The organism is Aeromonas sp. CD, from assembly GCF_033349375.1.
Lineage (GTDB): Bacteria > Pseudomonadota > Gammaproteobacteria > Enterobacterales > Aeromonadaceae > Aeromonas > Aeromonas hydrophila.
On record NZ_CP137631.1, the window covers coordinates 333,368 to 347,500 of the forward strand.

The window sequence follows — 14,133 nt, forward strand, 5'->3', positions numbered from 1 at the left end:
CTAGGGCTGGTGAATTTTTGTTCACCAGCCTTTTTGCGCTGTAGACTGAGAGCATTTCACACCGTTTACGACTCTCGGTGCACCAGCAATCCGGACTGTTTTCATTCGTCCGGGCCAACACAAAACGGTGTTGAGACAGAGCTGTCCCGTGGGACAGAGTGGGTCACTTATCAGCGAGCTGAGGAACCCTATGGTTTACTCTTATACCGAAAAAAAACGCATTCGTAAGGACTTCGGTAAGCGAGACCAGGTACTGGACACGCCTTATCTGTTGTCCATTCAGCTGGACTCCTTCAAGCAGTTCATCGAGGCTGACCCGGAAGGTGAATATGGCCTAGAGGCCGCTTTCCGTAGCGTTTTCCCGATCACCAGTTACTCCGGTAGTGCTGAGCTTCAGTATGTCAGCTATCGCCTGGGTGAGCCGGTATTTGACGTAAAAGAATGCCAGATCCGTGGAGTGACCTACTCCGCGCCGCTGCGTGTCAAGCTTCGTATGGTTCTGTACGACCGTGAAGCAGCTGCCGGCACCGTCAAAGACATCAAGGAACAAGAAGTATACATGGGCGAAATTCCGCTCATGACCGAGAACGGCACCTTTGTTATCAATGGTACCGAGCGGGTAATCGTCTCCCAGCTGCATCGTAGCCCGGGCGTCTTCTTCGACCACGATAAAGGCAAAACACATTCATCCGGTAAGGTGCTGTATAACGCTCGCGTTATTCCCTACCGTGGCTCCTGGCTGGACTTCGAGTTCGATGCGAAAGACAACCTGTTTGTCCGTATCGACCGTCGTCGTAAACTGCCGGCATCCATTATTCTGCGTGCCCTGGATTTCAGTTCCGAACAGATTCTGGCCACCTTCTTCGAGACCATCGGTTTCGAAGTCAAAGATGGCAAGTTGATGATGGATCTGGTGCCGGAGCGCCTGCGTGGTGAAACTGCGACCTTTGACATCGTGGTCAATGGCGCCGTGGTGGTTGAGACCGGTCGTCGAGTGACTGCGCGTCACATCCGTCAGTTGGAAAAAGATTCCGTTACCCAGATTGAGGTGCCGGTTGAGTATGTTGTTGGCAAAGTTGCTGCCAAGGACTACGCACATCCGCAAACTGGCGAGATGGTAGTGACTGCCAACCAGGCGCTGAGCCTGGAAGCGGTAGCCAACCTCTCCCAAGCCGGCTTCAAGCACTTCGAGGTTCTGTTCACCAATGAACTGGATCACGGTGCCTACATGTCCGAGACCCTGCGTATCGACTCCAGCTCCAGCCGCCTGGAAGCGCTGGTCGAAATCTATCGCATGATGCGTCCGGGTGAGCCGCCGACTCGCGAAGCCGCAGAACAGCTGTTCGAGAACCTGTTCTTCTCTTCCGAGCGTTACGACCTGTCTACCGTAGGTCGGATGAAGTTCAACCGCCGTCTGGCTCGTGAAGACGAGACCGGCGTGGGTACGCTGACCAAAGACGACATCGTCGATGTGATGAAGCGCCTGATCGACATCCGTAACGGTAACGACGAAGTGGACGATATCGACCACCTGGGCAACCGTCGTATCCGTTCTGTCGGTGAAATGGCTGAAAACCAGTTCCGCGTCGGTCTGGTGCGTGTCGAGCGTGCGGTCAAGGAGCGTCTCTCCCTGGGCGACCTGGACACCCTGATGCCGCAGGATCTGATCAACGCCAAGCCGATCTCCGCCGCAGTCAAAGAGTTCTTTGGTTCCAGCCAGCTGTCCCAGTTCATGGACCAGAACAACCCGCTGTCCGAAGTGACCCACAAGCGTCGTATTTCCGCGCTGGGCCCGGGCGGTTTGACTCGTGAGCGTGCCGGCTTTGAAGTTCGAGACGTACACCCGACCCACTACGGTCGTCTGTGCCCCATCGAAACGCCTGAAGGTCCGAACATCGGTCTGATCAACTCTCTGTCCGTGTACTCTCGTACCAACGAGTACGGTTTCCTCGAGACCCCGTACCGCAAGGTCATTGACGGTGTGATCACCGACGAAGTGGACTATCTGTCTGCTATTGAAGAAGGCAAGTACGTGATCGCACAGGCTAACGCCGCGACTACCGAAGATGGCCGTCTGAAAGATGAATTGATCCCGTGCCGTCACAAAGGTGAATCCACCTTTATGAACGCCGACCAGATCCAGTATATGGACGTGAGCCCGCAGCAGATCGTATCTGTGGCAGCGGCCCTGATCCCGTTCCTGGAACACGATGACGCGAACCGCGCATTGATGGGTTCAAACATGCAACGTCAGGCTGTACCGACCCTGCGCGCCGACAAGCCGCTGGTTGGTACCGGTATGGAACGCGCTGTGGCCGTTGACTCCGGTGTTACCGTAGTGGCCAAGCGTGGCGGCATGATCGACTACGTCGATGCCTCCCGTATCGTTATCAAGGTCAACGAAGATGAGCTGCTGCCTGGCGAAGCCGGCATCGACATCTACAGCCTGACCAAATACACCCGTTCCAACCAGAACACCTGTATCAACCAGCGTCCGTGCGTGATGTTGGGCGAGCCGGTGATGGCGGGCGACGTGCTGGCTGACGGCCCGTCCACCGACCTGGGTGAACTGGCGCTGGGTCAGAACCTGCGCGTCGCGTTCATGCCGTGGAACGGTTACAACTTCGAAGACTCGATCCTGGTGAACGAGCGTGTTGTTCAGGAAGATCGCCTGACCACCATTCACATCCAGGAACTGGCCTGTATCTCCCGTGACACCAAGCTGGGTCCGGAAGAGATCACTGCTGACATCCCGAACGTGGGTGAAGCCGCTCTGTCCAAGCTGGACGAGTCTGGTATCGTCTACGTGGGTGCTGAAGTGAAGGGCGGCGACATTCTGGTCGGTAAGGTAACGCCGAAAGGTGAAACCCAGCTGACGCCGGAAGAGAAGCTGCTGCGCGCCATCTTCGGTGAGAAGGCGTCCGATGTGAAGGACTCCTCCCTGCGTGTGCCGAACGGTGTGTACGGTACCGTGGTTGACGTGCAGGTCTTTACCCGCGATGGCGTGGAAAAAGACAAGCGCGCCAAAGAAATCGAAGAGATGCAGCTGAAGGAAGCGAAGAAGGACTTGACCGAAGAGTTCAAGATCCTGGAAGACGGCATTTTCGGCCGCTCCCGCAACCTGCTGCTGGCCGCCGGTTACAGCGAAGACCGTCTGAACAAGCTCGATCGCTCCAAGTGGTTTGAACTGGCCATCGAAGATGAAGCCAAGCAAATCGAGCTGGAACAGATCGCTGAACAGCACGTTGAGCTGAAGGCCGAGTTCGACAAGAAATTCGAGAACAAGCGTCGCAAGATCATCCAGGGCGATGACCTGGCGCCGGGCGTACTGAAGATCGTCAAGGTCTATCTGGCCGTCAAGCGTCGCATCCAGCCGGGTGACAAGATGGCGGGTCGTCACGGTAACAAGGGTGTTATCTCCAAGATCTGTCCGGTCGAGGATATGCCCCATGACGAGTACGGCCGTCCGGTCGACATCGTTCTGAACCCGTTGGGCGTACCGTCCCGTATGAACATCGGTCAGATCCTCGAAGTGCACTTGGGCCTCGCGGCCAAGGGCATCGGCGAGAAGATCGACCGCATGGTCAAGGAACAGCGCGAACTGCACGAGATGCGTGACTTCCTGCAACAGGTCTATGACCTGGGCGAGAAAGACACCCAGCAAGTGAACGTGGCCGAGCTGTCCGACGACGACGTACGTACCCTGGTCGGTAACCTGCGCAAGGGTCTGCCGGTAGCAACGCCGGTCTTTGATGGCGCCAAAGAGCGTGAAATCAAGGCCCTGCTGAAGCTGGCCGACCTGCCGGAATCCGGTCAGATCGCCCTGTTCGACGGTCGTACCGGTAACGCCTTCGAGCGTAAGGTCACCGTGGGTTACATGTACATGCTGAAGCTGAACCACCTGGTAGACGACAAGATGCACGCGCGTTCTACCGGTTCTTACAGCCTGGTTACTCAGCAGCCGCTGGGTGGTAAGGCACAGTTCGGTGGTCAGCGTTTCGGTGAGATGGAAGTGTGGGCCCTGGAGGCTTACGGTGCGGCATATACCCTGCAGGAGATGCTGACCGTCAAGTCTGACGATGTGAACGGCCGTACCAAGATGTACAAGAACATCGTGGATGGCGACCACCGTATGGAGCCGGGCATGCCCGAATCCTTCAACGTATTGCTGAAGGAAATCCGCTCTCTGGGTATCAACATCGAGCTGGACGAAGAGTAAGAGCTCGCTCTTATTGTTCGAGAATTGACGTGGGCGCCCCGCTGTTTCGGCAGTAGGGGCGCCGAGGTTAGACTCCTGACAGGGGAAACACGTGAAAGACTTACTCAAGTTTTTGAAGGCTCAGACCAAGACCGAAGAGTTTGACAGTATCAAGATCGGTCTGGCCTCTCCTGACATGATCCGCTCCTGGTCATTCGGTGAGGTCAAAAAGCCTGAGACCATCAACTACCGGACTTTCAAGCCGGAACGTGATGGTCTGTTCTGCGCCCGTATCTTCGGACCGGTGAAGGACTACGAGTGTCTGTGCGGCAAGTACAAGCGCCTGAAACACCGTGGTGTGATCTGTGAGAAGTGCGGCGTAGAAGTGACCCAGACCAAGGTCCGTCGTGAGCGTATGGGCCACATCGAGCTGGCCAGCCCGACTGCCCACATCTGGTTCCTGAAGTCCCTGCCGTCCCGTATCGGTCTGCTGCTGGACATGACCCTGCGTGACATCGAGCGCGTGCTGTATTTCGAATCCTATGTAGTGATCGAACCCGGCATGACCAACCTCGAGCGCAGCCAGATGCTGTCCGAAGAGCAGTACCTGGACGCACTGGAAGAGTGGGGCGACGAATTCGACGCCAAGATGGGTGCCGAAGCAATCCTGGCATTGCTGCGCGCCATCGATCTGGAAGGCGAAGTGCGCACCATGCGCGAAGAGCTGGATCAGACCAACTCCGAGACCAAGCGCAAGAAGACCACCAAGCGCCTGAAGCTGATGGAAGCCTTCCTGCAGTCCGGCAACAAGCCGGAGTGGATGATCATGACAGTGCTGCCTGTGCTGCCGCCGGACCTGCGTCCGCTGGTACCGCTGGACGGCGGCCGTTTCGCGACTTCCGATCTGAACGATCTGTATCGTCGCGTGATCAACCGTAACAACCGCTTGAAGCGCCTGCTGGATCTGGCTGCTCCGGACATCATCGTGCGCAACGAAAAGCGCATGCTGCAAGAGTCCGTCGATGCCCTGCTGGACAACGGCCGTCGTGGTCGTGCCATCACTGGCTCCAACAAGCGCCCGCTGAAATCCTTGGCCGACATGATCAAGGGTAAGCAAGGTCGTTTCCGTCAGAACCTGCTCGGTAAGCGTGTCGACTACTCCGGTCGTTCCGTTATCACCGTAGGTCCGACTCTGCGTCTGCATCAGTGCGGTCTGCCGAAGAAGATGGCGCTGGAGCTGTTCAAGCCGTTCATCTATGGCAAGCTGGAATCCCGCGGTCTGGCGACTACCATCAAGGCCGCCAAGAAGATGGTGGAGCGCGAAGAAGCTGTCGTTTGGGACATTCTGGACGAAGTGATCCGCGAGCACCCGGTTCTGCTTAACCGTGCACCGACCCTGCACCGTCTGGGTATCCAGGCGTTTGAACCGACCCTGATCGAAGGCAAGGCCATCCAGCTGCACCCGCTCGTCTGTGCCGCCTATAACGCGGACTTCGACGGTGACCAGATGGCGGTCCACGTACCGCTGACCCTGGAAGCCCAGCTGGAAGCGCGCGCGCTGATGATGTCCACCAACAACATCCTGTCGCCTGCCTCCGGTGAGCCGATCATCGTTCCGTCTCAGGACGTGGTCTTGGGTCTGTACTACATGACCCGCGCCCGTATCAACGCCAAGGGCGAAGGTATGGTGCTGTCCGGCCCGAAAGAAGCCGAGAAGGTATACCGCGCCGGTCTGGCCGATCTGCATGCTCGCGTGAAAGTTCGCATCACCGAATACCTGCGTCAGGAAGACGGTTCGCTGCGTGCTCACACCGAGATGAAGAACACCACCGTTGGTCGTGCGATCCTGAGCCTGATCCTGCCGAAAGGCATGGAATACGCGCTGATCGACGAGCCGAAGGTGCTGACTGCTGCAGAGCAGGCTGACCTGGATGCCAACCCGCAGAACTGGATCAAATCCGTATCCAACAAGGCGCTGGGCAAAAAGCTCATCTCCCGTCTGCTGAACACCTGCTATCGCAAGCAGGGCCTGAAGGACACCGTCATCTTCGCTGACCAGCTGATGTATACCGGTTTCCACTATGCGGCCCTGTCCGGTGCTTCCGTTGGTATCGATGACATGGTCATCCCGGATGCCAAGAAAGACATCATCGCCGCTGCAGAAGCCGAAGTTGCCGAGATCCAGGACCAGTTCCTGTCCGGTCTGGTGACCGCGGGCGAACGCTACAACAAGGTTATCGATATCTGGGCCAGCGCCAACGAGCGCGTCTCCAAGGCCATGATGGAGAACTTGTCCAAAGAGCGTAACGTCAACTCGCTGGGTGAAGAAGAAGAGCAAGCCTCGTTCAACAGCATCTTCATGATGGCCGACTCTGGTGCGCGGGGTTCCGCAGCCCAGATCCGTCAGCTGGCCGGTATGCGTGGCCTGATGGCCAAGCCGGATGGTTCCATCATCGAGACCCCGATCGTCGCGAACTTCCGCGAAGGTCTGAACGTACTGCAGTACTTCATCTCCACTCACGGTGCTCGTAAGGGTCTGGCGGATACCGCACTGAAGACTGCGAACTCCGGTTACCTGACTCGTCGTCTGGTTGACGTGGCACAGGACATGGTGATCACCGAGGACGATTGCGGCACTACCGAAGGTCTGTGGATGACTCCGCTGATCGAAGGTGGCGACGTGGTCGAACCGCTGCGTGAGCGCGTGCTGGGCCGTGTGGTTGCCGATGACGTGATCAAGCCGGGTACTGAAGACGAAGTGCTGGTAGCGCGCAACACCCTGCTCGACGAGCAGCTGTGTGACCTGCTGGAGCGCAACTCTGTTGATCGCGTGAAGGTACGTTCTGCCATCACCTGTGAGACCGACTTCGGTAACTGTGCTCACTGCTACGGCCGTGATCTGGCCCGTGGTCATCTGGTTAACAAGGGTGAGGCTGTCGGTGTTATCGCCGCCCAGTCCATCGGTGAACCGGGTACCCAGCTGACGATGCGTACCTTCCACATCGGTGGTGCCGCATCCCGTGCCGCTGCCGAGAGCAGCATCCAGGTCAAGAACACCGGTAGCATCAAGCTGCAGAACGCCAAGTTCGTTCACAACAGCGACGACAAACTGGTTATCACCTCCCGTTCTACCGAACTGACCATCATGGACGAGATGGGCCGTACCAAGGAAAGCCACAAGCTGCCTTACGGTTCCGTGCTGGAAGTGAAAGATGGCCAGGCCGTGAACGCCGGTGAAACCGTCGCCAACTGGGATCCGCACACTCACCCGATCATCACCGAAGTAGCGGGTCGTCTGCACTTCGAACACATGATCGATGGCGTGACCATTACTCGTCAGACCGACGAGCTGACCGGTCTCTCCTCCATCGTCGTGCTGGATGTCAACGAGCGTCCGAGCGCCGGTAAAGAGATGCGTCCGACCGTGAAACTGGTCGACCTGAACGGCAAGGACGTGATGATCCCGGGTACCGATGTAGCCGCCCAGTACTTCCTGCCGGGCAAGGCGATCGTGAACCTGGAAGATGGTGCCAACGTGGGCGTGGGTGACGCGGTAGCGCGTATCCCGCAAGAGTCCGGCGGTACCAAGGACATCACCGGTGGTCTGCCGCGCGTTGCGGATCTGTTCGAAGCACGTCAACCGAAGGAACCGGCAATTCTGGCCGAGATCTCCGGTACCATCTCCTTCGGTAAAGAGACCAAGGGCAAACGCCGTCTGGTCATCACCCCGACCGATGGTGGCGATGTCTACGAGGAGATGATTCCGAAGTGGCGTAACCTGAACGTGTTCGAAGGTGAAAAAGTTGAGAAGGGTGAAGTGCTGGCGGACGGTCCTGAGTCTGCTCACGACATTCTGCGTCTGCGCGGTATCAGCCCGGTCGCCAACTACATCGCCAACGAAGTGCAGGACGTTTACCGTCTGCAAGGCGTTAAGATCAACGACAAGCACATCGAAGTCATCGTGCGTCAGATGCTGCGCAAGTGCGAGATCCTGAGCGCTGGCGACACCGACCTGATCGAAGGCGAACAGGTTGAAGTGGCTCGCGTTAAGATTGCCAACCGTAAGCTGGTTGCTGAGGGCAAGACCCCGGCCACCTTCCGTCACATCCTGATGGGTATTACCAAGGCATCTCTGAGCACCGAGTCCTTCATCTCCGCGGCTTCCTTCCAGGAAACCACCCGTGTTCTGACCGAAGCGGCCGTTGGCGGCAAGCGTGACGAACTGCGTGGCCTGAAAGAGAACGTGATCGTGGGTCGTCTGATCCCGGCTGGTACTGGCTTTGCCTACCACCACGGCCGGATCAACCAGCGTGCCGCCGCAGCCCGTGCTGTTGGTGTGCCGCAGGTGACTGCCGATGAAGCTCAGCAAAACCTGGCGGATCTGCTCAACGCAGCCGGCAGTTTTGACGAAGAGTAATCTTCCGCTGTAGCGAATGAAAAGGGCCCCTTCATGGGGCCCTTTTTTATTGTCGATTTTCTCGTCAAAGCCAGACGCCACGCGGATATTCGGATGATCCAGAGCAAGGTTGCAGAGTAAAAAATCAAAAAAAGTTGACATTGACCCCTCGCAACTGAAAACTCGGGAAAGTTGAATGGGTATTACAGGGGTAGAACATGACTGTCGGTATCGAGGAAGTGATGCTTCCCGAAGAGCAACTGATCGGTCGCACTTTTACAGACGAAGACAGGGAATTGTTGCGCTCATACGATGGGCTGATCGATGGCTTGGCCGAGTTGTTCGGCAAGCACTGTGAAGTGGTGCTTCACTCCCTGGAAAATCTGCACGAGTCCGTGATCAAGATTGCCAACGGGTTCAATACGGGACGGAATGAGGGGGCCCCCATTACCGATCTCGCGCTGCGTATGCTCAAGGACATCGAGAATACCGGCCAGGATTACACCCAGAGCTATTTTGCTCGCAGCCGTACCGGTGCCCTGATGAAGTCGAGTACCATCGCCATCAGGAACAGCGACAAGCAGGTGATCGGCCTCATCTGTATCAACCTGCACATCAACGCACCTTTTCACGAGTTTGTCGCCGAATTTTTCCCGACGCCGCAACAAGTCGAGCGTCAGTCGCCGGAGACCTTTGCCAACAGTGTGGAAGAGCTGGTTGCCCAGACGGTGGACAACACCATCGACGAGATCAACCGCGATCCGACCGTTGCCAACAATGCTAAAAACAGGTTTATCGTGACCCAGCTGTTCGAGAAGGGCATATTTGATATCAAGGACTCGATCAACCTGGTCGCCGACAAGCTGAACATTTCCAAACATACCGTTTATCTGTACATCCGACAGCGCAAGCAGGGTGAAGACGAAAACGAGTAAGCGCCATAGAAGGGGATAGACAAGAATGGCTAAAGAAGTTATTGCAACCGACAAGGCTCCTGCCGCAATTGGCCCGTATGTTCAGGCCACCAAACTGGGCGAGCTGGTCTTCACTTCCGGGCAGATCCCGCTCGATCCGGCCACCATGGAGATAGTGGCTGGCGGTATCGAAGCGCAGGCCGAGCAGGTGATGAAGAACCTGGTTGCAGTATTGAAGGAAGCGGGAGCCGATACCGGCAAGGTACTGAAGACTACCTGCTTCCTCAGCGACATGAACAACTTTGTTGCCTTCAACCAGGTTTATGCCCGTTACTTCGGTGAAGCCCCTCCTGCCCGCTCCTGTGTGGAAGTGGCGCGTCTGCCGAAGGATGTGCTGGTTGAAGTCGAGGCCATCGCTTACGTCTGATCCAAGGCTGCACGAAGAGCCCCTCCCAGGAGGGGCTTTTTTGTGTTTGGCGTAGAATGGACGAACACATGCGCAGGAGTCCGGATATGAGTCTGAATTTTGCCCTGCTGGTAACGGGGCCCGCCTATGGCACCCAGTCGGCCAGTACCGCCTATCGCTTTGCCTTGAGCCTCATCGAGCAGGGCCATTGCTTGTCTCACCTGTTCTTCTACCAGGATGGGGTCTGCAACGGTAACGGGCTGCATGCTCCTGCCTCCGATGAGAGCAACCTGGTCGCCCTGTGGCGTGAACTGGCCAACCAGCAAGGGATCCGTATCGATGTGTGCGTCGCCGCCGCCATGCGGCGCGGTGTGCTGGATGAGCAGGAGGCCAAGGGGCTGGGCAGGGCACACTTCAACCTGGAGCCGCCATTTTGCCTGAGCGGGCTGGGTCAGCTGGCGGAGGCCAGCCTGACCGCCGATCGATTCGTCCAGTTTTAGGAGGCAGCCATGCACAAGATAGCGTTTATTTGCCGGCGCGGGCCGCACGGTACTGCCGCCGGGCGGGAAGGTCTGGATGCCCTGCTGGCTACTTCGGCCATGACCGAGTCGCTGGCCCTGTTCCTCATCGGGGATGGCGTGCTGCAACTGCTCAGGGAGCAGCAGCCGCAGGCCATCTTGCAGCGTCACTATGCGCCGACCTTCAAACTGCTCGAGCTCTACGACATCGAGGAGGTCTATGTGTGCACCGACTCGCTGGCCGAGCGTGGCCTGACGGTGGCGGATCTGCTGATCCCCGTGACTGGCTTGTCCCGCACCGACATCCGGCACCAGTGGGATGCCTGTGCGACCCACATCTGCTTTTGAGGTGACCATGATACAGCTGATATTGACCTCTCCCTTCCAGAGCCAGGACCTGGAGCAGGCGCTGACCTACCGCCAGCCAGAGGATGTGTTGGTGCTGATGCAGGATGCCGTCGTCGCTGCCACGGCCCCTCAGTGGTGTGTACGGCTGGCCGGAGTGCCGCTCTATGTCATGCGGGAAGACCTGCAGGCGAGGGGATTGCAACAACGGATCGGGTTGGATCTGGACATGGCCGGCTTGGTGGCTCTGATCGCGGAAAAAGGCTCGCCGCAGACCTGGGCTGGCTGACCGCCATTTTTATATAATCATTTCAGCCTGTTAGCGATATTTTCCAAGGTCTCTTCACTGCCTTTCCTGGCTCGGATTGTATAAATCTTGACTCCCTTGACAACAGGGCATAAAATTTCGCGTCCCCGTATCTGCGGGGAGGATTTTTCACATGTTTATGAAGTCATTATCAGGAGCCTTTTGATGGCAACTATTAACCAGTTGGTTCGCAAGCCACGCATCAAGCTCGTTGTGAAAAGCAACGTGCCGGCGCTGGAAGCGTGCCCTCAGAAGCGTGGCGTGTGCACCCGTGTATACACCACCACCCCGAAGAAGCCTAACTCTGCACTGCGTAAAGTATGCCGTGTACGTCTGACCAACGGCTTCGAAGTCACCTCCTACATCGGCGGTGAAGGTCACAACCTGCAAGAGCACTCTGTTGTTCTGATCCGTGGCGGTCGTGTAAAAGACTTGCCAGGTGTTCGTTATCACACCGTTCGTGGTGCGTTGGACTGTGCCGGTGTTAAAGACCGTAAGCAGGCTCGCTCCAAGTATGGCGTGAAGCGTCCGAAAGCTTAATGGTTCTCCGTTAAGTAAGGCCAAACGTTAATTCGTTTCTAGTTAGATAACTTTCTAGTTTTGGGTAACCCCTGAAGTTACGGAGAATTTGAAATGCCAAGACGTCGTGTTGTTGGTCAGCGTAAAATCCTGCCGGATCCCAAGTTCGGATCAGAGCTGCTGGCTAAATTTGTCAACGTAGTAATGGTTGACGGTAAGAAATCTGTTTCCGAAGCCATCGTATATGGCGCGCTGGACATCATTGCCACCAAGACTGGCAAAGAGCACCTGGCCGTATTCGAAGAAGCCCTGGACAACATTCGTCCGGCCGTCGAGGTTAAATCTCGTCGTGTCGGTGGTGCAACCTATCAGGTACCGGTAGAAGTTCGTCCGGTTCGCCGCAATGCCCTGGCAATGCGCTGGTTGGTTGATGCCGCTCGTAAACGTGGTGAAAAATCAATGGCTCAGCGTTTGGCTGGCGAGCTGCTGGATGCCGCTGACAATAAGGGTTCGTCTGTCAAGAAACGTGAAGACGTACACCGTATGGCTGAAGCGAACAAGGCTTTCGCTCACTTCCGCTGGTAATCCGCTTGCGCAGGGTCTTTTGGCTCTGCGCACCTTTAATTATCTGGGGACAAGTGCCCTAGTAAGAGGATGACAATGGCTCGTACAACCCCCATTGAGCGTTATCGTAATATCGGTATCTCCGCTCACATCGACGCCGGTAAGACTACTACTACCGAGCGCGTTCTGTTTTACACCGGTGTAAGTCACAAGATCGGTGAAGTTCACGATGGCGCCGCCACCATGGACTGGATGGAACAGGAACAAGAGCGTGGTATCACCATCACCTCCGCCGCGACCACCGCTTTCTGGTCCGGTATGGGCAAACAGTTCCAACCGCACCGTATCAACATCATCGATACCCCGGGCCACGTTGACTTTACTATCGAAGTAGAGCGTTCCATGCGTGTTCTGGACGGCGCTGTGATGGTGTACTGTGCCGTAGGTGGCGTACAGCCACAGTCTGAAACCGTATGGCGTCAGGCTAACAAGTACAAGGTTCCCCGTATCGCGTTCGTCAACAAGATGGACCGTACCGGTGCCAACTTCCTGCGCTGCGTTGAGCACATCAAGACCCGTCTGAAAGGTAACCCGGTTCCGCTGCAACTGAACATCGGTTCAGAAGAGAACTTCAAGGGCGTTATCGACCTGGTCAAGATGAAAGCCATCAACTGGAGCGAAGCTGACCAGGGCGTATCCTTCGATTACGAAGACGTCCCGGCTGAGCTGCTGGAAAAAGCGCAAGAAATGCGCATGACCCTGGTTGAAGCCGCTGCTGAAGCGTCTGAAGACCTGATGGAAAAATACCTGGGTGGTGAAGAACTGACCGAGGAAGAGATCAAGAAAGCTCTTCGTCAGCGCGTTCTGAACAACGAAATCATCCTGGTTACCTGTGGCTCCGCGTTCAAGAACAAGGGCGTACAGGCCATGCTGGATGCCGTGGTTGACTATCTGCCGGCGCCGACCGACGTAGCAGCCATCGACGGTCTGAAGCTGGATGGTGAAACCAAAGACGAGCGTCATGCTTCTGATGACGAGCCGTTCGCTGCTCTGGCATTCAAGATTGCTACCGACCCGTTCGTAGGCAACCTGACCTTCTTCCGCGTTTACTCCGGTGTGGTTAACTCCGGTGACTCCGTGCTGAACTCCGTTAAAGAGAAGCGCGAGCGTTTTGGCCGTATCGTTCAGATGCATGCCAACAAGCGTGAAGAGATCAAAGAAGTTCGCGCAGGCGACATCGCTGCCGCCATCGGTCTGAAAGACGTGACCACCGGTGACACCCTGTGTGACGAAAAAGCGCCGATCATCCTCGAGCGTATGGAATTCCCGGAACCGGTAATCTCCATCGCGGTTGAGCCGAAAACCAAGGCTGACCAAGAGAAGATGGGCCTGGCTCTGGGCCGTCTGGCTCAGGAAGACCCGTCCTTCCGCGTATGGACTGACGAAGAGTCTGGCCAAACCATCATCGCCGGTATGGGTGAGCTGCACCTGGACATCATCGTTGACCGTATGCGTCGCGAGTTCAAGGTAGAAGCGAACGTAGGTAAGCCGCAGGTTGCCTACCGTGAAACCATTCGTAACACCGTCAAGGATATCGAAGGTAAGCACGCCAAGCAGTCCGGTGGTCGTGGTCAGTACGGTCACGTTGTGATCGACATGTACCCGCTGGAAGAAGGCAAAGCCTACGAATTCGTCAACGACATCAAGGGCGGCGTCATTCCTGGTGAGTTCATCCCGGGTGTTGACAAGGGTATCCGCGAGCAGCTGAAGTCCGGCCCGCTGGCAGGCTATCCGGTAATGGATCTGGGTGTGCGTCTGCACTTCGGTTCCTACCACGATGTCGACTCTTCCGAGCTGGCGTTCAAGATCGCTGCTTCCATGGCCTTTAAGGCTGGCTTCATGAAGGCCAACCCGGTTCTGCTCGAACCGATCATGAAAGTAGAAGTCGAGACTCCGGAAGACTACA

The 14,133-nt window shown here is 56.7% G+C and carries 10 protein-coding genes (1 of these 10 running past the window's edge); all 10 read left to right on the plus strand.

Features of this window, described 5'->3' with window-relative positions; genetic code table 11:
• The first annotated feature begins 190 nt into the window (after positions 1-190).
• On the plus strand, positions 191-4,219 hold the full coding sequence (gene rpoB / locus R2E40_RS01515) for a DNA-directed RNA polymerase subunit beta (protein WP_318164595.1): 4,029 nt from the start codon (positions 191-193) through the stop codon (positions 4,217-4,219).
• Between the two features lie 91 nt (positions 4,220-4,310).
• The gene (gene rpoC, locus R2E40_RS01520; protein WP_011707700.1) at positions 4,311-8,615 is read left to right on the plus strand and encodes a DNA-directed RNA polymerase subunit beta'; all 4,305 of its coding nucleotides are present in this window, start codon (positions 4,311-4,313) and stop codon (positions 8,613-8,615) included.
• A 197-nt stretch (positions 8,616-8,812) separates the two neighbouring features.
• Entirely contained in the window at positions 8,813-9,529 is a 717-nt protein-coding gene (locus R2E40_RS01525; protein ID WP_005306294.1) for a transcriptional regulator, read from the plus strand.
• Between the two features lie 25 nt (positions 9,530-9,554).
• On the plus strand, positions 9,555-9,935 hold the full coding sequence (locus tag R2E40_RS01530; protein WP_318164596.1) for a RidA family protein: 381 nt from the start codon (positions 9,555-9,557) through the stop codon (positions 9,933-9,935).
• A gap of 86 nt (positions 9,936-10,021) precedes the next feature.
• Positions 10,022-10,414: a sulfurtransferase complex subunit TusD gene (gene tusD, locus R2E40_RS01535; protein WP_076362046.1), complete on the plus strand. Its 393-nt coding sequence runs from the start codon at positions 10,022-10,024 to the stop codon at positions 10,412-10,414.
• A 9-nt stretch (positions 10,415-10,423) separates the two neighbouring features.
• Complete coding sequence (tusC, locus tag R2E40_RS01540) at positions 10,424-10,780, plus strand: sulfurtransferase complex subunit TusC (RefSeq protein WP_016352262.1); 357 nt, start codon at positions 10,424-10,426, stop codon at positions 10,778-10,780.
• 7 nt (positions 10,781-10,787) lie between these two features.
• On the plus strand, positions 10,788-11,066 hold the full coding sequence (gene tusB, locus R2E40_RS01545) for a sulfurtransferase complex subunit TusB (RefSeq protein ID WP_318164597.1): 279 nt from the start codon (positions 10,788-10,790) through the stop codon (positions 11,064-11,066).
• 183 nt (positions 11,067-11,249) lie between these two features.
• Entirely contained in the window at positions 11,250-11,624 is a 375-nt protein-coding gene (rpsL, locus tag R2E40_RS01550) for a 30S ribosomal protein S12 (RefSeq protein ID WP_005306278.1), read from the plus strand.
• A gap of 93 nt (positions 11,625-11,717) precedes the next feature.
• Positions 11,718-12,188 (plus strand): 30S ribosomal protein S7, encoded by a 471-nt coding sequence (gene rpsG / locus R2E40_RS01555; protein ID WP_005306266.1) that lies wholly within the window; start codon positions 11,718-11,720, stop codon positions 12,186-12,188.
• Positions 12,189-12,263: 75 nt separating this feature from the next.
• Positions 12,264-14,133 carry the 5' portion of an elongation factor G gene (fusA, locus tag R2E40_RS01560; protein WP_011707695.1) on the plus strand. It continues 236 nt past the right edge of the window, so the window shows 1,870 of its 2,106 coding nt (coding positions 1-1,870); its start codon is at positions 12,264-12,266; its stop codon lies beyond the right edge, outside the window.

Coding starts and splice junctions, on each gene's coding strand:
- R2E40_RS01530 (WP_318164596.1), top strand. CDS start 9,555: ATGGCTAAAGAAGTTATTGCAACCGACAAGGCTCCTGCCGCAATTGGC.
- tusB (WP_318164597.1), top strand. CDS start 10,788: ATGATACAGCTGATATTGACCTCTCCCTTCCAGAGCCAGGACCTGGAG.
- tusC (WP_016352262.1), top strand. CDS start 10,424: ATGCACAAGATAGCGTTTATTTGCCGGCGCGGGCCGCACGGTACTGCC.
- rpsL (WP_005306278.1), top strand. CDS start 11,250: ATGGCAACTATTAACCAGTTGGTTCGCAAGCCACGCATCAAGCTCGTT.
- rpsG (WP_005306266.1), top strand. CDS start 11,718: ATGCCAAGACGTCGTGTTGTTGGTCAGCGTAAAATCCTGCCGGATCCC.
- tusD (WP_076362046.1), top strand. CDS start 10,022: ATGAGTCTGAATTTTGCCCTGCTGGTAACGGGGCCCGCCTATGGCACC.
- rpoB (WP_318164595.1), top strand. CDS start 191: ATGGTTTACTCTTATACCGAAAAAAAACGCATTCGTAAGGACTTCGGT.
- R2E40_RS01525 (WP_005306294.1), top strand. CDS start 8,813: ATGACTGTCGGTATCGAGGAAGTGATGCTTCCCGAAGAGCAACTGATC.